Here is a 20,786-nt window from a genome sequence, read left to right as displayed (position 1 = left end):
ATCTCTCCCACGGGCTCATAGGCACTAGGGTTAGGGGGAGCTCACCGGCTATCTCCCGATGATCAGTCGGGGATCTTCTCCGCTAAGGCGGAGAAGATCAAGACATAAGGGTTAGGGTGAGGGGCCAACACCGAGTCACCTGTTATTCACTCTGCTTTTAATATCGCCACCATAACGTTACCCCCTTCATCATTAGCCAATAAAAAAACCATACCCTCGGCCAATGAAATAGATCACCACATAGGCAGAGAGCATGGTTTTTTATCAATCGGAGTTACTGTCAGTAACCGATATTCTATTGGATATTATTTATTAACCAGTTTCGCCGGAACGCTATAGGTCAGAATAGCCCCCAGTATCATCATGCTGGATAGCACACACATCGCGACCAGATTACTCTCTGTGGTATTTTTAAAATAACCAATAATATAGGGGGAGATAAAGCCACCTATATTGGCAATCGAGTTAATTAGCGCTATCCCAGCGGCAGCGCAGGTACCGGTAAAGATAGCATTTGGCAAACTCCAGAACAGAGGCGAAGGCACTAGGCTGGAGGCGACTGCAATACATAATGCCATCATTACGATGACTTTATTATCTGGGAACAGGCCGATAAAAATCAGCGAAACCGCGGCAATACAGAAAGGAACAATAATATGCCAACGCCTTTCTCGATGTTTGTCAGAGCTGCGCGCAGCCATCAGCATAGCGACAACGGCCAGCATATACGGCAGCATGGTCAGCAAGCCAATATCCATTACCGAGCTGACCCCCGTATCACGGATCATGGTCGGCACCCAGAAGGCCAATCCCCCTTGCCCCATCACCGTACAGAAACAGATCAGCCACATTTTAGTGAAGGCGGAAGACTTCAGCATAGTCTTCATTGTCCACTCCTGCGCAGTACCATCCGCACCCACTTTTTTCGATGCTCCCTGCGCCATATCTTGGGTGATCATCTCTTTTTCTTGTGGACTGAGCCATTTAGCACTCTGATAGGTATTATCCAGGAAGAAGAAAATGACGACCGCAATCAATACCGCACGCGGGCCACTGATAAAGAATAGCCATTGCCAGCCGGACAGCTCAAACATGCCATTCATGTTTTCAATAATCCAACCGCAAAGTGGCCCACCAATGATGTTACTTACCGGTATCCCGCAAACAAACAACGCCGTCATTTTTGCCCGCTGGCTGGAAGGGAACCACAGTGTCAGATAGAGGATCACCCCCGGATAAAAGCCGGCTTCGGCTAACCCCAGCAGGAATCGCGCCAGATAAAACTGTGTGGAATTGGTAATGAAAATACTCAGCATTGAAATTGTACCCCATACCAACATCAACAGGGCAATGACCTTTCGCGCACCATACTTACTCAGTAAGATATTACTTGGCACACCGGCTATAATATAACCAATAAAGAATACACCGGCGCCGAGGCCATAAACCGCCTCCGCCATTGACACATTACCTTGCAGAATATCCGGCATCATCTGGAATTTTGAAAATGATATCCCAACACGATCAAGATAACCGACGATATAGCTAATCAGTAATATCGGCATTATTCGCCAGGCTATTTTACGGTAGAGTTTAGCCTTGTCGGGACTAGCCAGAATAGCTTGATCAATCGCAGCATTATTGGTCGCCATATCGGATCTCCTTGGTTGGCATCCTGCTATTTCAGATTTTATTTCAGTGTAATTGGATTAACTCGCCCTGATTATCAAAGACAGGGCGGTGGGAATTTAAACAATATTGATTAATTGCTGAATTATAAATGCTAGCGTGGTTTCACCTTATCCCACGGAATACTATTCTCAACCAACACCGCCAGCAGCACGCCAATCAACAGGCCATTGCTAAATAGCGGCCTGATGGTGATCGGCACCCCCTGCCAAAAGGAGGACGGCATACTCATCAGGAACACGCCCAAAAACAGCGGTAGCGCCAGCCGATAAATGTTGCGGCTATTCAGTTCGATCTTGTTGATAAACAGCACCGAGGAGAACAGCAGAGGCAGATAAGAGGCCAGCATGACGGCACTGCTGACCGTGAGCGGAATACTGCAGAAAAATTGCGCTAGCGGCGTCAACATCCCCACCAGCAGGAATACCACGCTGCCAATAATAAACGAGCGCTGGCTGCTGTCTTGTGTCTGAGTCAGCAGGCCAATGGAAGAGACAAAAGGCGAGAAAGGCACCACGCCCAGTGGAGCAGCCAGACAGGTCAGCCCGCCCGAGACCATAAAGCTACGCCGGAACAGGCTTCTGCCCGCCGGGCCATCCGCATAAAAAATATCGGTGCCACGAATGGCGGCAAAATTATTCGACACATTGACCAAACCGGTCAGTATGGCGCTAATCACAATCCCCCAATGCAATTCCTGCGGCCACCCAAGTGGGAACAGCACCCAATCGCTACCCGCAATCGGCGCACCGGTGGGTGCAAACCACCAGTTGTAAACGCCCCAGCCAACCAGAGTGCCGATTAACAGCGCATATTTGCCGATCGCCCGCGGTAAAAAGGCAATAATGGCGATAATCAGCAGCAACACCGTCAACGCCCAGTAAAAGGCCGGGTAGTTAATGGTCACGACGCCGGTATAAACGCCAAAAGGTAACCCCAGCATCCCTTTCATGAAGATGCTGATTAACTGCGCCCCCAGCAAAAACATAAACGTGGCCATTACCGCAGGACGGAACAGCCGTGCCAGGTGGAACCCCAAGCCGCTAACCCCAATCAGGATGGTCAAAATGCCAGAGATCAGGATCCCCACCGCAAGGCTGCCACCAATTTCTGGCAGCGGCGTGCCGTTGGCCGCTTCCGCCAGGGTCAAGGTTAAGATGGTCACCCACCACAGGCCCGTTGGCCCTTCCATAATGGCTCGCCGATGGCCTAAAAACACTTGTGCCAGGCAGGCCAGCGCCGTGGAGATAAAGGTGTATTGGGTGATACAGAAGGTCACACCAGGAGAGAGGTTAAATGCCGATTGCAGGGTCGGCGGGATCACCACCGTATTGCAGAAAATGAAAAAGAACCACTGCAGGCCCGATAACCAACTGCTACGACTGGCACTTAACCCGTTCATGGGGGCTTCCTTCATATCCAATATCTCATCATCCATGCGCCCGCGCGGTGACGGGCGCTGATTAACTGACGTTATTGCTGATGTTTAAGCACAAATTTACCTATCGGACGAACGCCAAAACCCGCCTTGAGATCGTAAATCACTTCGCCACGCAGGATGGTTTTGGCCACCCGCGCGTTGATTTTCCGCCCCACATAAGGGCTGACCTTATGGCGATACTCGAGATCGCCGGTTGCCAGTACGTAGCTGCTGTTGGGCTGAATGAACACCAGGTCAGCATCTTTCCCCACAGCAATGCGCCCCTTGTGCTTCAAACCAAAAATATCGGCGGCGTTGGTCGCCATCAATTTGGCAAACACCGGCAGTGACATGCCCCTTTTCTGCACCGCTTCATCGAACATGATATCGACGCAGTTTTGTATCCCGGCGATCCCGCCCCAGGCCTGCATGATATTGCCCGCTTTCATATCCGGTGGGCATGGCGAGTGGTCGGACACCAGGCAGTCGATCTCACCGTTAAACAGCTTATCCCACAGCCCTTTTTGGTTTTGCGCATCGCGGATCGGCGGTGAACACTTGGCCAGGGTGCCAATTTCCTCAAACTGGTCGGTATCCAGTACGAAGTAGTGCGGACAGGACTCACAGGTGACCTGTTGCCCTTCCAGACGAGCGCGAGTCACTTCCGCCACCCCTTCCGGGCTACTGACGTGGCATATGTGCAAGCGGCAACCCGCGACCTTGGCCAGATACAGCACCCGGCGGATCGCTTCAACCTCGGTAAATACCGGGCGAGAGGCGACATAATCGTGCGCCGTTACGCGCCCTTCCGCCTTGGCCTCCTCCCCTAACGCATCGCAAATCAGGGCGTTTTCCGCATGTACCGCCACCAACTGATCCAGCTTGGCCAAGGTCTGCAAGCCTTTGAAGTATTCGAAGTCGTTCACGTCGCGGAAGTCATTGCTGACGCTGCGATCGCCACAGGTCGCGACGAAGCATTTATAGGCCACCACGCCAATCTCATCGAGCTCATGCAGCCGATCCAGGTTGTAGGAAACCAGGCCACCAAACTGGGCCGCATCGATGGTGAGCTTGCCTTCTGCCGCTGAGAACTTCATTTCTATCGAGGCTCTGTCCACCGTGGCTGGCAGCTGGTTCAGCGGCATTTCGACCATGGTGGTGATACCGCCCTTGGCCGCAGCACGCGTACCGGTTTCATACCCTTCCCAATGGGTACGGCCCGGCTCGGACATATGCGCATGGGCATCGATCATGCCCGGTGCCACCACCATTCCGCTGGCATCAATCTCCGTTTTAGCGCCGGTAAGACCATTGCCGATGGCGGCAATCTTGCCCTCTTTAACCGCAATATCGGTAATGATGGCATCATGTTCTAAAACAACCTTACCATTCTTGATAATTAAATCGTATGACATGGTCATGCTCCTTCGTGAAATTAAAGTATCATATTATTACGCTTAGGGTTATTTACTTCTTTATCATATTCACTTCAGGTATATTCTTGCCGATTAACTACTGTTCTACTTTTGATTAGCGCATATAAACAGAATGCGCTGATAACGCCAACAAACCAGGAAACCCGCGATAACGGTTCGAGTATCTCAATGAACTTACCGCCCAACGACAGCAACACGGCAAACAGCGTTACAATAAACGCTACGCTGTTAAAGCCGTTATCGTAGTATTTATAATTACCGGGTTCGATATATAAGGTGTCTAGGTCGATCTCGCTGCGCATCACGATGAAATAATGCGCCATCATCACGCCGATCACCGGTCCTAAAATTCCGCCGATCACATCCAGGAACAGGTAGATGCTTTCCTGATTCTCCATCAGTTTCCACGGGCAGATAATCAGGCTGATGATGCTGGCAATCACTACGCCATTTTTATAGGTGAGTTTTTTCGGTGCTATGGCAGCAATCTGGTAGCCCGCAGGGATGATGTTACCGGTCGCATTGGTGGAGATGGTAGTCATCAGGATCACCAGCACCGCAAACACCGAGGCGAAAATACTGTCCCATTTCTGCACGATATCCAGCACGTTCCAGGTATCTACGCCGTAATGTATACTGGCCCCGGCCAGAATACAGACGCTGGCGACGGCAAACAGCAGATAGCCAACCACCAATCCCAGCGTTTGCCCCCAGGCCTGCTGGCGGAAGCTGCTGGCATTCTGGGTAAAGTCCGAGGCGCTGACCGCCGGAGCGGCCCATACCGCCACCACCGCATTGATCACCACCAGGAACATAAAGCCGCCATTGTTAGTCGTTATAGCATTGGCGGGTACATAGGCAATGATGTTGTCCAGGCCCGCGATAGAGATAGCCCAAATGGCCATGCCGCCAAACACCACGTAGATGCAAGGGTTGAGGATCGCGGTAAACTTGTTGAGGATGCTGCCCCCTCCCAGGCCGATGGCCACGTTCACCGCCCAGAAGATCAGGAAGGCAATCAGCCCAGGCAGGCCGATCCCCAACAGGTTGAAATCCCCGCCCAAGGTCAGAAACTGTGGCCACAGTTTGCCAATCAGGATCAGGAAGGCCAGCGAGCCTGCGTAACACTGCAAGCCAAACCACATGATGGCGGCCACGCAGCCTCTAAGGATCCCTGGAAACAACGCGCCACGCACGCCATAGGAGGCACGTAGGATCATGGCAAAAGGAATACCGTATTTCGAACCGGCAGCGCCGTTCATCACCATCACAAAGGCAATAATAAAGGCACTGAGAATAATGGCGGCCATAATGCTTAAGGTGGAAAGCCCCAGAATAAAGAACCCCCCGACGGCGACATAGTTGGGAACGTTATGTACCGATCCCATCCACAAGGTAAAATAGTTAATTCCCTTCCAGGTTTTCTTATCTGCTTCTTTGGGTAATAGATCCTCATGATAGCCGCGCCGTTGGTAAATCTCTCTCTGTTTATTGCTAATAGATTCCATGACAGGTCCTTCTTATATTAAATAAGAAAATAGCGTAGAGTGTTTTTGCTTATTATCATTACAACAAACTGATGTGCTAATCTTTCTATTAGTCAAATACCAATACGGCCAAGACAGACAGGAATATAACCATTAAACAACTATACGATAACCAGAATTCAAGTTGCAGGCGGAAAGCACCTGCAACTTGTTAAGCCTTACTCTTTAGCCAGCCACTTTATGGTTAGCCATAATTTCCAACGCCTGTACCAACGCGGAATGGTCGAGATCTTTGGCCCCATTGGCGGCACAGAGGTTGAACAGCTCTTGGCAAGTAGCAGTATTAGGTAAACTAAGCGCCAACGACTTCGCCCCCTGCAGCGCCAGATTAAGATCCTTTTGATGCAGGGAGATACGGAATCCCGGCTCAAACGTCCGTTTGATCATCCGCTCGCCGTGCACTTCCAGAATGCGCGATGAGGCAAAACCCCCCATCAGCGCTTCACGGACCCGTGCCGGATCGGCACCCGCTTTGGAAGCAAATATCAGCGCTTCGGAAACCGCTTCAATCGTCAGGGCCACAATAATCTGGTTGGCAACCTTGCACGTCTGGCCGTCGCCATTGCCGCCGACCAGCGTAATGTTTTTCCCCATCAGGGACAGCAACGGTTTTACCCGCCCAAAGACGCCTTCGTCACCGCCGACCATAATGGTCAAGCTGCCCTGCTTGGCCCCCACTTCACCACCGGATACCGGCGCATCCAGATAATCGGCACCCAGTTGGTTGATGCGTTTGGCAAACTCCTTGGTCTCCAGCGGCGAAATTGAACTCATATCCACCAGGATCTTGTTTTTGAGCGGTGCTTCGGCACAGCCATTGGCCGCAAATAACACCTCTTCCACCTGAGGCGTATCAGGCACCATGATAAAAATAACGTCAGCCTGCTCGGCCACCTGCTTGGGAGTAGCACAGGCGATGGCCCCTTTTTCCACCAGCTCCGGCGGAACCTTATTCAAGGTGTTGGCATACAGTTGATGGCCGCCTGCGATCAGCTTTTCAGCCATTGGCGTGCCCATAATCCCTAAACCAATAAAGCCTACTTTCATGATATGTCCCTCAATGTTGATATTGCTTAATCCATGACAGGCCGGCAGCCGTCGTTGTCGCAGGTTTGTATTCACAGCCGATCCAACCGCGATAGCCCATCTTGTCCAGCGCGTGGAACAGATAGTCGTAATTGATTTCCCCGGTGCCTGGCTCATGGCGCCCCGGATTATCGGCAACCTGGATATGCGCGATTTTCTGCAACAGCGTTTCCATGGTTTGGGCCAGTTCGCCCTCCATGCGCTGCATGTGATAGATATCGTATTGAATAAACAGGTTAGGGCTCGCGACCCAATCCATCAGTTCCAACGCCTGACGAGTGGTTTGCAGATAGAAGGCGGGCATATCGTATTTATTGATCGGTTCAACCAACAGACGGATATTAGCCTTGGCCAACTCCCTTGCCGCATAGCTAAGGTTAGCGACCACGATCTCATCGGTCTTATGTTGGGCAACGGATTTATCCGGGTTACCGATCAGGCAGTTGATCTGCGCACAGCCCAGCGCACGGGCATATTCCACCGCCAGACCTACGCCATCACGAAACTCAGACTCGCGCCCAGGCAAGCAAGCGATGCCACGCTCACCCGCGGCCCAATCCCCGGCAGGCAGGTTTTGTAATACCTGCGTGAGTTGATTCTCTTCCAGAGCGCCCCTCAAGGCCTGCACGGAATAATCGTAGGGAAACATATATTCAATCGCCGTGAATCCCTGCTCTTTGGCACAGCGAAACCGCTGCATAAAATCGACTTCATTAAACAACATCGATAAGTTGGCTGAAAACTTCGGCATGAGCCTGCTCCTTACTGATAGTTGAAGTAGCTGACCGAGGTCGGCGCATCTTCTGGCGACTCGGCAACGGGTTCGAATTCAGTGACGTTATCCAACTCAGTCCCCATCGAGATATTGGTGACCCGCTCGAGGATAATCTCCACCACCACCGGAACCTGATGCAGACGCATCAACTCTTGTGCCTGTTGGAAGGCCGGAGCGATATCCTCAGGCTTGACTACACGGATCGCTTTACATCCCATCCCTTCGACCACCTTGACGTGATCGACACCGTATTCGCCCCCTTCCGGGTTGTTGATGTTTTCATAGGACAGTTGGACGCAGTAATCCATATCGAAACCGCGCTGCGACTGACGGATCAGCCCCAGGTAGGCGTTGTTGACCACCACGTGGATATACGGCAGCTTGAACTGCGCGCCAACGGCCAACTCTTCGATCATGAACTGGAAGTCGTAGTCACCCGACAGCGCGATCACTTTGCGCTGCGGATCGGCGGCACAGACCCCCAAGGCCGAAGGAAGAGTCCAACCTAACGGGCCCGCCTGCCCGGCATTAATCCAATGGCGCGGTTTGAACACGTGCAGCATCTGCGCCGCCGCGATCTGCGAAAGCCCGATAGTGGTGACGTAGCAAGCATCACGCCCGAACGCCCGGTTCATCTCTTCGTAAACGCGCTGAGGTTTGATTGGCACGTTATCGAAATGCGTTTTACGCAGCAGAGTTTGTTTGCGCTGGAGGCAGGTTTCCACCCACTGTGAGCGATCTGGCAGCGTCCCTTGATCCGCACGTTCACGAGCTCTTGCCACTAACATTTGCAGGGCGATTTTGGCATCGGAAACAATGCCCAGATCCGGGCAGATCACGCGGCCAAGCTGGGTTGGTTCGATATCGATGTGGATCACCTTACGCCCGGCGGTGTATTTATCTACCGAACCGGTGTGACGGTTAGCCCAGCGGTTGCCGATGCCAAACACCAGATCCGAATCCAGCAGGTTGGCGTTACCGTAACGGTGTGAGGTTTGTAACCCCGCCATCCCTGCCATCAACGGGTGATCGTCCGGGATACAGCCCCAGCCCATCAGCGTTGGGATCACCGGTACGTTGCAGGTCTCCGCCAGCTCTTGCAGCAGGTCGGCCGCGTCCGCGTTGAAGATCCCGCCACCGGCGATGAACAACGGTTTGCTTGCGGCACACAGCATGTCCAGGGCTTTGTCGATCTGCGCTTCAGTGGCCGCCGGTTTGTAAGCCCCCAGCGAGGAATAGGTGTCCGGATCAAACTCAATCTCGGCCATCTGCACGTCATAAGGCAAATCGATCAGCACCGGGCCAGGGCGGCCAGAGCGCATCAAGTGGAATGCCTGCTGCAACACGCGGGGCACCAGCGCCGGTTCCATGACCGTCACCGCCATTTTGGTAACCGGCTTGGCGATCGATTCAATATCTACCGCCTGAAAATCTTCCTTATGCAAACGCGCCCGAGGAGCCTGGCCGGTGATGCACAAAATGGGAATGGAATCGGCAGAGGCGGAGTAAAGCGCGGTGATCATGTCCGTTCCCGCAGGCCCCGAAGTCCCGAGACACACCCCGATATTGCCGGGTTTGGCTCTGGTGTAACCTTCCGCCATATGGGAAGCGCCTTCAACATGACGCGCCAGATAGTGTTTGATGCCGCCGTGTTGACGCATCGCGTTATAGAAAGGGTTGATCGCCGCGCCAGGCACGCCGAATGCGGTATTCACGCCTTCCTTTTCCAACACGTGCATTGCCGCATCTACTGCTCGCATAATTGCCATCTAAACGTTCTCCTAAATTTTGGAAAAATTTTCCAAACTTAAAATGAGTTCAAAAAAACCCGTTCAGGTAATAAACGGGGAGGTAACCTCATCCTGCAGCCGTGATCGCGGCTACAGGTTTTGCTTTAAACGTGCTATTTCTTGCTGCGCGACTCGCCTAGCGCGGTACTGATGTCGTTGGCTACGTCACGCACCAACTCCCCCAGTTCCTTGAAACGATCGCTGCTAACGCGCGAACTAGGCCCTGAAATAGAGATGGCCGCAATGACGTTGTTGCTACGGTCAAAGATCGCCGAAGCCAGGCAATTCAGGCCAAGAGCGTGCTCTTCAGCATCAACGGTATAGCCCTGTGCCTGCGATTGCGCTAAATCCTTACGTAATAGATTTACGCTGGTCAGGGTTTTCGGGGTAAACGAGTGCAGCCCCGAACGTACGAACAAATCCAGCATCTCCTCTTCCGCCAGCGGATACAGCAGCGCTTTCCCTGCCCCAGATGCGTGAAGTGGTAAGCGGCTGCCAAGTGGCGCGCACATCCGCACCATCGCCTGGCACTCACATTGACGGATCAGCACGGCGTCAAAGTTATTCCTGATGGCCAGATTGGCGGTTTCGCCTGATAGCAACATCAGCCGCCGCATATAAGGGCCCGCCACCGAGACCACGTCCCTGTCATTCATATAGGCCGCACCGACAGTAAACGACTGGATGCCGATATGCCACCAGCCAAGCTGCGGATCCTGAAAAACGAATTCCGATTTTTCTAATACTTTCAATAATCTGAAAGTCGTTGATAGCGGTAACTCCAACTTCTCGGATAGCACGGAAACGGACGAGCTTCCTCCGGCATTGGCCAGAAATTGCAGGATCTCCAACCCACGATCCAACGCCTGCGCGCCTTTCGTCGCCCCTGCTTCTGTCGTTGGTCTTCCCTTTCTGCGTACTTCGTTCATTCAGGCTTTCCTTATTTAGCTCAAGGTTTCTCCGCTATAATAAACAGCCTATGCGCTTGGGGACAGCGCTATCCAAGCACAACCCGGTAAGTCTCCGGCAATGTTTTGACGATACAGTTGTCGGCACCACCACGATCGACCGTGAAAAAGTCGGTGATCGCGCCATAAGCAAACAGTGGGTGGTGCCAAACATTGCGGTGGTAGTTCACCCCTTGCTTACCGTTGGTGATAAAGGCGCGCAAAGTATGTAACGGAATTTCGTCCCCTTCCCCGGGTTCAGCAACAATCACCACGAAGCGTTCCCCCTTCATTGGCATAAAAGCCTGCGAGGACAACGGATGTTTCTCCAACACGGAGAACTCCAACGGCAGATCGCAAGGCTCAGATCGGTTGATGCTGACCAGCACCCGATGATCATCGGCCACTTCTACATTGGCAAGATCATGATATCGTTCTGTTTTACCACCATTAATATGGAAAAAGGGCGCCCCCTCGATCTGCAATACATTCCCATAGGGTGCAAAGGCTTCAGGCGTTAACTCAACGGCAATCAGGTCCATCAGTTTCTCCAGGATCGTTTCAAAAAGGAACATTACCGAATGGGTTCACTCTAGACAGGTCGCCTGAAATTTAAAAGTTAATATTGGAAAAATTTTCCACAACACGATCTACTGCACATTTTTTGTGCCGAGTTGAAAATATTTAATTAATAATCAAGGCATTAAAAAACACACCACAGCGATACAGTTCGTTAACAGAGTTGTCACTTTCAGCAGTATTCTGCAGAGGAAGGGCAATAAAACGTGAGCGAGATCACGGGAAGCGGCTTTATGACTAACCCAAGGCAACTAAGGTAAGTAAATTCTTTTGCAACACTAGGAGAACGATGGCCGCACCGGTTAAGGAATCGATATGCTGGATCACGAAACAATTCGATCGTTTATCAAAGTCGCGGAATGCCAGAGCTTTTCCCGCGCCGCCGAATTACTGCACAAGACCACTGCTACCATCAGTTACCGCATCAAAACGTTGGAAGAAAGCATCGGCACCCAGCTGTTTATCCGCACCACCCGCAGCGTAAACCTGACCCCCGCGGGTGAATACCTGCTGGAACGTTGCCGCCAATGGCACAACTGGCTCGACTCCATGCCCGATGAGCTACGCCAGATCAACGACGGCGTGGAGCATCAAGTCAATATCGTGATCAACAACCTGCTGTACAACCCGCTAAGCGTCGCCCGGCTGTTGGCCTACCTGCAACAGCGTTATCCCTTCACGCAGTTTCATATCTCGCGTCAGGTGTATATGGGAGTATGGGATTCGTTGTTGCACGGGGATTTTCAGCTGGCCATTGGCACCACCGGCTCTGAATCACTGGCTAATGACGTCAGCGTCTTGAAATTGGGGGGGATCAGTTGGGCTTTTGTGGTCACGCCAGATCATCCGCTCGCGGCCTGCCAGGACACGGCACTGCATGAAGATCGGCTGCGCAGCTACCCGGCGATCAACGTGGAAGATACTTCGCGCAACCTGACCAAACGCGTTGCCTGGCTGCTGCCCGGCCAAAAAGAGATCAAGGTGCCAGACCTGCGCAGTAAACTCGAATGTCACCTGCAGGGGCTGGGCGTAGGGTTCTTGCCGAAAAATCTGTGCCAGCCCTATCTGGATAGCGGCCAGTTGATCACCCGTGACGTCGTCAATCAGCGGCAACCGTCACCGCTCTCCCTGGCCTGGCGTAACGACTGCGGTAAAGCCGTGGAAGAAATTGTCACGCTGTTCCAACGGCGCGATGAACGCATCACCGGCTTTCTGCAAAGTATTGATTTACCGGTTTAACACGCGATTTTATCGCTTCTGGGCCGCCACCTGGGCCCGGAGTTTCTTAATCGGCGGTGACGGCTCCCGCTTCAGGACGTGCAGGAATTCATACGCCTTGTCATTGGTCGCGTACTCTGCTGGCACGCCAAAGTCCTGGATCATCATCCAGCGCTGGAACAGCTGCGGATCGGACTCTTTGATAAACCACAGCATTTTGACCGCGGTCGTGGCGATGGCCGGAATTGCGGTTACCGTGCCATTCACCCATTTATTCAGGGTGCTGCGCTGCACCCCCAAGAGTATGCACAGTGCAGGCTGCTCAATGCCTAATCGTTCCAGATAGCTTTTAAACTCTGCTTGATTATCCACCCTGCGATTTCCTCTTACTCTCTACAGACATGCCGCAGTTTAGCACATAAATTCCGTCCCCCACAGCTACGCAAATTCCGACACAGAGTTAATTTAACTCAAATTAAGGAGCTAATAGCTACATGTAAATGGTTTTTGAGATCTGTTCTCAGTAGCTGACAAAAATTGACATTGGTCAACAGAATGGTTAAAACGTGATGCTTGTCTAAGAATATTCTGTAGCATCAGTTCGGTAAATCAACAAACCAGGCTAAACATCGCTTTATTTAGTAGCTAATAGCTTCTAAAAAAATGCATAAATAAACACAGGAACACTCCGGTGCCATCCTGACTAACTCGAAGAACTAAAAATGATAATTAGGACACTGTCTACCGTGGTGATTGCCATCTTGCTGGCTGGCTGCACTTCTACGGCGTCGCGCATGGCTGAATGTGAAGCACAGGGCGTTTCCAAAGATACCTGCTATCTGGCCGAACAAAACCGCCAGACCGCCATTTACGCTGCGGCAGAGAAGCAGGCGTTGGAAAATGCGGCAAAACAGTACGCGCAGTCGGCAAAGAGCAAGACACTGCAGGCACGCATTGCCGGGATAGACATCAAGATCTCGCCGGATATCAAGCAGGGCTACATTGAGCAAACGGCAGCCGCGTTGACCGAAGAAAACCAGTATGCGCAGGTTTATCAGAAAGGTGTTTACACCGCCATCTGGTACCGGCAGAAACACAAGATTGTGTTGCTGCGTGATGGCCAAATCGTCGGCAGCGCCAAAGGATAGCCCTCTTGAAAAAATCACAAACCGACAGATTCAAACATTTGCCCGAGATGCAGCAATTCGTTTGTCTTAAAGCGCTTCAGCACATCGAGCAGGCCGATCTGCAGTCCGGCGTGATCGGCATGGCGGTTAGCGTGTTGCTGACCGACGGCCACACGGTGACGCTGAGCAAATTCGATGCGGATCCTGAAGAAGTCTCTATTATCACTTCATGGCAGCGTTAAGCCAACTCTTGGCAAACCCGGTTAAAACGGCCCATTCGCGGTGAGATGCTGGCGTTTTCTGCAAAAAATGGCCTTATCCTGGTGATACATTAGGCATTCCCCCTGTCGCTGGCGTAATATCTAGCAATATGTCTGACAGGAGGTTGTGCCATGTTTACCATTATTCCGATCGTGATCGTTGTCGCGCTGATTATCGTCTTCTCGAGCATCAAAATTGTCCCGCAGGGCTTCCAATGGACGGTAGAGCGCTTCGGCCGTTATACCAAAACGCTGATGCCGGGTTTAAACCTGGTAGTGCCTTTTATGGATCGTATTGGCCGCAAGATCAATATGATGGAGCAGGTGCTGGATATCCCTTCCCAGGAAATTATCTCGCGCGATAACGCCAACGTGTCAATCGATGCCGTTTGCTTTATCCAGGTGGTCGATCCGGCTCGTGCCGCCTATGAGGTCAGTAACCTCGAGCAGGCGATCGTTAACCTGACCATGACCAACTTCCGTACCGTGCTCGGTTCCATGGAGCTCGACGAAATGCTGTCACAGCGCGATAGTATCAACAGCCGCCTGCTGCATATCGTCGATGAGGCCACCAACCCTTGGGGCGTCAAAATTACCCGTATCGAAATCCGTGACGTTCGTCCACCGGCCGAACTGATTGTGGCGATGAACGCCCAGATGAAGGCCGAACGAACCAAACGTGCCGACATTCTGGAAGCGGAAGGGGTACGCCAAGCCGCGATCTTGCGCGCCGAAGGGGATAAGCAATCACAGATCCTGAAAGCCGAAGGCGAGCGCCAGTCGGCGTTCTTGCAGGCAGAAGCGCGTGAACGTGCCGCCGAAGCAGAAGCACGGGCAACCCAACTGGTATCTGACGCCATCGCCACCGGTAATATCCAGGCGATTAACTACTTCGTAGCCCAGAAATACACCGACGCATTGCAGAAGATTGGCTCGGCCAATAACAGCAAAGTGATCATGATGCCGCTGGATGCCAGCAGCCTGCTGGGCTCTATCGGCGGTATTACTGAATTGCTGAAAGACAGCAAAGGTAAGTAATTATGCTGGAACAGATCGCAGCAAACCCTCAATGGTTCTGGGTCTCGCTAGGCGGGCTGCTGTTGGCCGCGGAAATGCTTGGTGCCAGCGGCTATCTGCTGTGGAGCGGTGTTTCTGCGGTGATTGTCGGGGTGATTATCTGGCTGCTGCCGGAGTTGAGCTGGGAGTGGCAGGGGGGCCTGTTTGCCGTGATGACCATTGCCGTGGCCTACCTTTGGTGGTACTGGCTGCGTAAGCGGCCAGCGGCAACCAGCGGTTCGCCGGTACTCAACCAGCGCAACCGTCAACTGATCGGCACCCGCGCCACGCTGACCGAAGCGATGCATAACGGCCATGGCCGCATCAATATCGCCGACAGCAGTTGGCGCGCGCAAGCCAACGAGGATCTGCCGATCGGCACCGAAGTTGAAGTGGTGGCGGTCGAAGGCACCACCTTGGTGATCCGCGCCATTACGCGCTAGCCTTTGTGGCAGCAGCCTGCCAGATTATTAATGATCGGGCAGTCTGCGCCTTCATCACCAGGGCATTGTTCCGCCAGCGCCAACAGGCGTTGGCGCATTTCCCCCAGTTCGCTGATGTGCTTTTCGATATCGGCGACTTTCTGCAACGTGCGAGCTTTGACATCCGCACTGTGCCGCGCCGGATCGTTGAACAACGCGACCAGTTCACGGCACTCATCGAGGTTGAAACCCACCTGACGAGCCTGGCGCAATAACGTCAGTTCTTCAATATGCCTGGCGCTGTAGCTGCGGTAGCCGTTGTCCGTACGGATCGGGGCGGTCACCAATCCTTTCTCTTCATAAAAACGGATGGCTTTGCTGGTCAAACCGGTTTTTTTGGCAACGTCGCTGATATTCACTTTATCCCCCTTGACCTTACCTTTGCTCACGGCCAGTCAGGTGACCGTGTGAAATCGATAAATCATAACCTCTTTATCCCACAATTACCGCTTTAGAGCTGCAACACAAAAATCATGCGAACGAGGACAAGAACAAAATAGTGGGTTCTATACCCATAAAACATTGACCACTCGATTAAAGATGGGCATTATACCCACAAAAGGAGAGACGCAGGGGAAAGGGATGGAAAGTGGAGAACTAATCAAACGATTGCAGGCTGACGGATGGATTATCAGGAAGTCGAGAGGCAAGAAGGCAACAGGAAGCCACGTAACAATGACAAAACCGGGGGTAGCAAAAATCATCACCATCCCCCACCCCAAAAAAGATTCTTCAAAGGGCATATTGAGGCAAGTACAACAGATATCCGGCCTCAAACTGATTTAACGCAAAACGCCTCAGCAGCTTTACTGGAGAAGTAACAATGATTTATCCAATATTCATCTTTAAGACGTCAGAAGGCTTTGATGGCTACTTTCCCGATGTAGAAGGCTGTTTTTTTGCCGGTGAGAAAATGTCAGATATCCCAAAAAATGCAGAAGAGGCCTTTGGGGTACATATGGAAGCACTCATCGAAGAGGGGTTCCCTGTTCCAGCCGCCCCCCAAGATCCACAATCCTATCTCAATGATAGTCGGCTGCGAGAAGACGGCGGCATTTTGGGATTTGTTGAGATAGATCCGGCCAAGTATGAGGATAAATCGATTAAGTTTAATCTGACGATGCCACGTAACTTACTAACGGCAATCGATAAGTACATCGAAACCACACGCGGCTACAAAAACCGCAGCCAGTTTCTAGCAGAATTAGCCCGCGAAAAAATATCCCATTAAAGGGTGCAGCATGTACGCATGCTGGCAGAGGAATGTCTGCAGTCTACAGCCAGCCTTCGGGCTGGTTTTTTTATAGCCAAAGAAAACCCTGCAAAATTCGGGCCTTATGTCGAAGCGTGGCTGCGTTGTGGACCGCGTTAATAAAAATCCTTTTCTATCAATGTAATATTCTATTGACCTTACCCTTGCTGGAAGGTTTAAGATCATTCTCAATAAAAAGAACCTAGGCGGTCAACCGCCATTATTTTGCGAGGAAAACCATCATGTCACAAACTACCGTGCTGGCGTTGCAGGGACTCTCCTGCATGAACTGCGCGCAAAAGGTGAAAAAAGCCTTGGAAAGTCGCGCGGATGTCGAACAGGCCAACGTCAACGTTCACTACGCTAAAATCACCGGTGCAGCCCCGGCGGCCGAGCTGATTGACAGCGTCGTTGCCGCAGGCTTCCAGGCAGAAATCGCCCATCAGGCAGACACCGAGTTACAACTTTCCGGCCTCTCCTGCATGCATTGCGTGGGCAGCACCCGCAAAGCGCTGGAAGCGGTGCCGGGCGTGATCGCCGCCGACGTTACCCTTGAGGGCGCCAAAGTCTATGGCGATGCCACTCCAGAGCAGCTCATCGCTGCGGTCGAGGATGCGGGCTATCACGCCAGCCAGGCGGGTGCCAATAGCCACCCAAAAACTGAGCCGCTGACTGAATCTGCCCCAACCTTGCCGGAAACCCTGGCAGCGGCCCCGTCTTCCCTTCCGGCAAACGAGACTGACGACAGCATCCAGCTGTTGCTCAACGGTATGACCTGCGCCAGCTGTGTCAATAAAGTCCAGACGGCGTTACAGAACGTCCCGGGCGTTGAGTTGGCGCGGGTAAACCTGGCGGAGCGCAGCGCACTGATCACCGGTAAGGCCACACCGGAGGCGTTGGTCGCTGCGGTAGAAAAAGCTGGTTATGGCGCCGAGATGATCCAGGACGAAACCAAGCGTCGTGAACGCCAACAGCAAACCGCACAGGCTAATATGAAACGCTTTCGCTGGCAGGCCGCATTAGGCTTGGCTGTGGGCGTGCCGTTGATGGCCTGGGGCGTGTTTGGCGGCAGTATGTCGCTGACGCCAGAAACCCAGCGGCCGTGGCTGATGGTTGGTATCATTACCCTGGCGGTGATGGTGTTTGCCGGTGGCCACTTCTACCGCAATGCCTGGCGATCGTTGATGAACGGCAGCGCCACTATGGATACGCTGGTCGCCTTGGGGACAGGTGCCGCCTGGTTGTACTCCATCAGCGTCAACCTGTGGCCAGACTTCTTCCCCATGGAGGCACGGCATCTGTATTACGAAGCCAGTGCGATGATCATCGGCCTGATCAACCTTGGCCATGCCATGGAGCAGCGCGCGCGGCAGCGTTCTTCCCAGGCGCTGGAACGGCTACTGGATCTCACTCCGCCAACCGCCAGGCTGGTCACAGAACAGGGGGAGCAAAGTATCCCGCTGTCAGACGTGCAATTGGGCATGACGTTACGTCTGACGACTGGCGATCGCATCCCGGTTGACGGTGAAATCGTGCAGGGCGAAGTGTGGATCGATGAAGCCATGCTGACCGGCGAAGCGTTGCCGCAGCAAAAAGGCGTCGGCGATACGGTGCATGCTGGTACGGTGGTAGACGACGGCAGCGTGCTGTTTCGCGCGGCCGCCATTGGCACCCAAACCACGCTGGCACGTATTATCAAGCTGGTGCGCCAGGCGCAAAGCAGCAAACCGGAAATCGGTAAGCTGGCAGACCGCATCTCGGCAGTATTTGTGCCCACCGTGGTCGCCATCGCCCTGTTCAGCGCCGCCATCTGGTATTTCTTTGGCCCACAACCGCAGTTGGTCTACACCCTGGTGATCGCCACCACGGTGCTAATCATCGCCTGCCCTTGCGCTTTGGGGCTGGCCACGCCGATGTCAATTATCTCTGGCGTTGGCCGGGCCGCGGAGTTTGGTGTGCTGGTGCGTGACGCCGATGCGCTGCAGCAGGCCAGTAATCTCGATACGCTGGTGTTCGATAAAACCGGTACGCTGACGGAAGGCCAGCCGCGCGTGGTGGAAATCATCACCTTTAACCAGGTGGATGAACAGCAGGCCTTACGTTGGGCCGCCGCGCTGGAACAAGGGGCTAACCACCCGCTGGCACGTGCCATCGTCGAACAGGCTAAAGGGCAGACACTGCCTACGGTAGAGCAATTCCGTACTTTGCGCGGCTCCGGCGTCAGCGGTGAAGTTGAAGGTGTTCAACTGTTGCTGGGTAATGCCAAGCTGTTGCAAGAGAATCAGATCGCGACTGATGAGCTCACACATCAGATACAGCAACAGGCTGAACGCGGTATCACACCGGTACTGTTGGCCGCCAACGGCAAACCTGCCGCGTTAATCGCCATCCGCGATCCGTTACGCAGTGACAGCGTGAGCGCACTACAGCGCCTGCATCAGCAAGGTTATCAACTGGTGATGTTAACGGGCGATAACCCGGTGACCGCTAACGCGATTGCCAAAGAGGCCGGTATCGACCGCGTGATTGCTGGCGTGTTACCCGACGGTAAGGCCGAAGCGATCAAGCAGTTGCAGGCTCAGGGCCACCGGGTAGCTATGGTCGGTGACGGCATCAATGACGCCCCTGCTCTGGCTCAGGCCGATGTCGGGATCGCCATGGGCGGCGGCAGTGATATCGCCATCGAAACTGCGGCGATCACCCTGATGCGTCACAGCCTGAACGGCGTGGCGGACGCGCTGGCCTTGTCGAAGGCGACGCTGCGTAATATGAAGCAGAACCTGCTCGGGGCATTTATCTACAACGCACTTGGCATTCCCATTGCTGCCGGTGTGCTGTACCCGCTGACGGGCACCCTGCTCAGCCCAGTGGTCGCTGGCGCGGCAATGGCTCTCTCCTCCATTACCGTGGTCAGCAACGCCAACCGATTACTGCGTTTTAAACCCAAACAGTAACCCTCAACCGGGGCGCAACCCATCGCGCTCCGGCCTTTTGAGATAATTCCCCTGCCCTCGGGCTTTATTGTCAGCCACTTAGCGTTTAGCATGGGGGAAAAACCAGCGGCCATCCTGCACGCTGGTGGAAAGGATCAGGAGCCAGCTGTATGGGTCAACTGTTACGCCGCATTGCTACCTTTCTCGGTATTATTTCCCCGCAGAGCTACACCTACCCGGCCCTGGACATCAGGCTAACGGGAAATCGCCAACTGCATTTGGTCGGCAGCATTCATATGGGCACCGTCGATATGTCACCCCTGCCTGCCCGGTTGGCCGCACGCCTGCGCCAGGCCGATGCGCTGATCGTTGAGGCCGATATCACCGGCTCCTCTTCGCCATTTGGCCACGCCGAGCCCCAACTCGAACTTGAACAGCGTCTTGGCAATGAAGAATTCCAACGGTTACGGGTGCTATGCCAGGAGCTGGGGGCGGATGTAGAGAGCTTCTCTGCCCTTCCCGGCTGGCAAGTAGCGCTGATGATGCAAGCACGGCAGGCACAGCGGCTGGGTTTACGCGCCGAATACGGGATTGATTACCAGCTATTGCAAGCCGCTAAAGTACAGCAGATGCCAGTGATCGAACTGGAAGGGGCCGAGGAACAGCTGAGCATGCTGGAACAACTGCCAGAAGGCGGTATGGCCCTGCTGCACGATACGTTAGAGCACTGGCACACCAACGCCCGTTTGCTGCAAACCATGGTGAGCTGGTGGCTGGACGCTAAGCCTAACACCACGTTGGAAACGCTGCCCTCCACCTTCAGTGCCGAGCTGTACGACGTCTTGATGCACCGCCGCAATCGCCACTGGCAGCAAAAGCTGGAAGCGTTACCTTCGGGAAACTATGTGGTGGCCGTCGGCGCTTTACATCTGTATGGCGAAGACAATTTACCGGCCATGCTGCAGGCACGATAAAAAAGTGGCCAATATCGCTATTGGCCAGTCAAAGAGGAATTTTTCATATTTTAGTTATACGCATTGTAACCGTGTTAACGATTACAATAGACAGGGTAGCAACCTGACGAACCTATTGGCAACTGCCTTTCATCTTCATGGGCACAGGTTGCTCATTCGGCTCTATTTTTATCGTTTCGTTGCCACCGATGACAACTTCCCTCTGTTTTGGATAA

General features: G+C 53.2%; 20 protein-coding genes. 9 read left to right on the top strand and 11 right to left on the bottom strand.

Translation table 11 applies throughout. From position 1 onward, the window contains the following. Window positions 1-305: 305 nt before the first annotated feature. The 9 genes from ACMV5I_RS23555 to ACMV5I_RS23515 all read right to left on the bottom strand — a co-directional run bounded on the left by ACMV5I_RS23555 (window position 306) and on the right by ACMV5I_RS23515 (window position 11,232). Entirely contained in the window at window positions 306-1,652 is a 1,347-nt protein-coding gene (locus tag ACMV5I_RS23555; protein ID WP_414825395.1) for an MFS transporter, read from the bottom strand. A 131-nt stretch (window positions 1,653-1,783) separates the two neighbouring features. Then, the gene (locus tag ACMV5I_RS23550) at window positions 1,784-3,091 is read right to left on the bottom strand and encodes a uracil/xanthine transporter (protein WP_414825394.1); all 1,308 of its coding nucleotides are present in this window, start codon (window positions 3,089-3,091) and stop codon (window positions 1,784-1,786) included. A gap of 71 nt (window positions 3,092-3,162) precedes the next feature. Further along, window positions 3,163-4,524, bottom strand: a complete 1,362-nt coding sequence (gene allB / locus ACMV5I_RS23545) for an allantoinase AllB (RefSeq protein WP_024484433.1) — start codon at window positions 4,522-4,524, stop codon at window positions 3,163-3,165. Window positions 4,525-4,598: 74 nt separating this feature from the next. Beyond that, window positions 4,599-6,053 (bottom strand): allantoin transporter, encoded by a 1,455-nt coding sequence (locus ACMV5I_RS23540; protein ID WP_414825393.1) that lies wholly within the window; start codon window positions 6,051-6,053, stop codon window positions 4,599-4,601. Between the two features lie 204 nt (window positions 6,054-6,257). Then, on the bottom strand, window positions 6,258-7,139 hold the full coding sequence (glxR, locus tag ACMV5I_RS23535; protein ID WP_202670994.1) for a 2-hydroxy-3-oxopropionate reductase: 882 nt from the start codon (window positions 7,137-7,139) through the stop codon (window positions 6,258-6,260). 10 nt (window positions 7,140-7,149) lie between these two features. Then, entirely contained in the window at window positions 7,150-7,929 is a 780-nt protein-coding gene (gene hyi, locus ACMV5I_RS23530; protein ID WP_261143457.1) for a hydroxypyruvate isomerase, read from the bottom strand. Between the two features lie 11 nt (window positions 7,930-7,940). Further along, window positions 7,941-9,722, bottom strand: coding sequence for a glyoxylate carboligase (gene gcl, locus ACMV5I_RS23525; RefSeq protein ID WP_414825392.1), 1,782 nt, complete (start codon window positions 9,720-9,722; stop codon window positions 7,941-7,943). A 134-nt stretch (window positions 9,723-9,856) separates the two neighbouring features. Next, window positions 9,857-10,672 (bottom strand): HTH-type transcriptional repressor AllR, encoded by an 816-nt coding sequence (gene allR, locus ACMV5I_RS23520; protein WP_121606079.1) that lies wholly within the window; start codon window positions 10,670-10,672, stop codon window positions 9,857-9,859. A 68-nt stretch (window positions 10,673-10,740) separates the two neighbouring features. After that, window positions 10,741-11,232: an ureidoglycolate lyase gene (locus ACMV5I_RS23515; RefSeq protein ID WP_024484428.1), complete on the bottom strand. Its 492-nt coding sequence runs from the start codon at window positions 11,230-11,232 to the stop codon at window positions 10,741-10,743. Window positions 11,233-11,584: 352 nt separating this feature from the next. Here ACMV5I_RS23515 and allS point away from each other — a divergent pair, with 352 nt between their 5' ends. Further along, entirely contained in the window at window positions 11,585-12,508 is a 924-nt protein-coding gene (allS, locus tag ACMV5I_RS23510; protein WP_021180095.1) for an HTH-type transcriptional activator AllS, read from the top strand. 9 nt (window positions 12,509-12,517) lie between these two features. On the opposite strand, the gene ACMV5I_RS23505 is transcribed toward allS, so the two are convergent. Further along, window positions 12,518-12,859: a hypothetical protein gene (locus ACMV5I_RS23505; RefSeq protein ID WP_141131453.1), complete on the bottom strand. Its 342-nt coding sequence runs from the start codon at window positions 12,857-12,859 to the stop codon at window positions 12,518-12,520. Between the two features lie 350 nt (window positions 12,860-13,209). Between ACMV5I_RS23505 and ACMV5I_RS23500 the strand changes: the two genes are divergently transcribed. The 4 genes from ACMV5I_RS23500 (at window position 13,210) to ACMV5I_RS23485 (ending at window position 15,373) form a co-directional block, all read left to right on the top strand. Next, window positions 13,210-13,635, top strand: coding sequence for a hypothetical protein (locus ACMV5I_RS23500; protein ID WP_071682990.1), 426 nt, complete (start codon window positions 13,210-13,212; stop codon window positions 13,633-13,635). 5 nt (window positions 13,636-13,640) lie between these two features. Next, on the top strand, window positions 13,641-13,856 hold the full coding sequence (locus ACMV5I_RS23495; RefSeq protein ID WP_121606075.1) for a hypothetical protein: 216 nt from the start codon (window positions 13,641-13,643) through the stop codon (window positions 13,854-13,856). A 150-nt stretch (window positions 13,857-14,006) separates the two neighbouring features. Then, window positions 14,007-14,912, top strand: coding sequence for an SPFH domain-containing protein (locus ACMV5I_RS23490; RefSeq protein ID WP_021180096.1), 906 nt, complete (start codon window positions 14,007-14,009; stop codon window positions 14,910-14,912). A gap of 2 nt (window positions 14,913-14,914) precedes the next feature. Continuing rightward, window positions 14,915-15,373 (top strand): NfeD family protein, encoded by a 459-nt coding sequence (locus ACMV5I_RS23485; RefSeq protein ID WP_202670996.1) that lies wholly within the window; start codon window positions 14,915-14,917, stop codon window positions 15,371-15,373. Here the strand turns inward: ACMV5I_RS23485 and cueR are convergent. Beyond that, the gene (gene cueR / locus ACMV5I_RS23480) at window positions 15,370-15,771 is read right to left on the bottom strand and encodes a Cu(I)-responsive transcriptional regulator (protein WP_121606074.1); all 402 of its coding nucleotides are present in this window, start codon (window positions 15,769-15,771) and stop codon (window positions 15,370-15,372) included. The two genes, ACMV5I_RS23485 and cueR, sit on opposite strands and share 4 nt — an antisense overlap. A gap of 223 nt (window positions 15,772-15,994) precedes the next feature. Between cueR and ACMV5I_RS23475 the strand changes: the two genes are divergently transcribed. The 4 genes from ACMV5I_RS23475 to ACMV5I_RS23460 all read left to right on the top strand — a co-directional run bounded on the left by ACMV5I_RS23475 (window position 15,995) and on the right by ACMV5I_RS23460 (window position 20,571). Further along, window positions 15,995-16,198, top strand: coding sequence for a type II toxin-antitoxin system HicA family toxin (locus ACMV5I_RS23475; protein ID WP_039995750.1), 204 nt, complete (start codon window positions 15,995-15,997; stop codon window positions 16,196-16,198). Between the two features lie 37 nt (window positions 16,199-16,235). Further along, entirely contained in the window at window positions 16,236-16,643 is a 408-nt protein-coding gene (locus ACMV5I_RS23470) for a type II toxin-antitoxin system HicB family antitoxin (protein ID WP_021180099.1), read from the top strand. Window positions 16,644-16,906: 263 nt separating this feature from the next. Beyond that, window positions 16,907-19,618 (top strand): copper-exporting P-type ATPase CopA, encoded by a 2,712-nt coding sequence (gene copA, locus ACMV5I_RS23465; protein ID WP_414825391.1) that lies wholly within the window; start codon window positions 16,907-16,909, stop codon window positions 19,616-19,618. A gap of 149 nt (window positions 19,619-19,767) precedes the next feature. After that, a complete protein-coding gene (locus ACMV5I_RS23460) occupies window positions 19,768-20,571 on the top strand; it encodes a TraB/GumN family protein (protein WP_414825390.1) in 804 nt (267 codons plus the stop codon). Window positions 20,572-20,786 lie beyond the last annotated feature (215 nt).

Source organism: Serratia sp. T13T92 (genome assembly GCF_047530105.1).
Lineage (GTDB): Bacteria > Pseudomonadota > Gammaproteobacteria > Enterobacterales > Enterobacteriaceae > Chania > Chania fonticola.
This window is presented reverse-complemented; position numbering and strand designations above follow the sequence as displayed.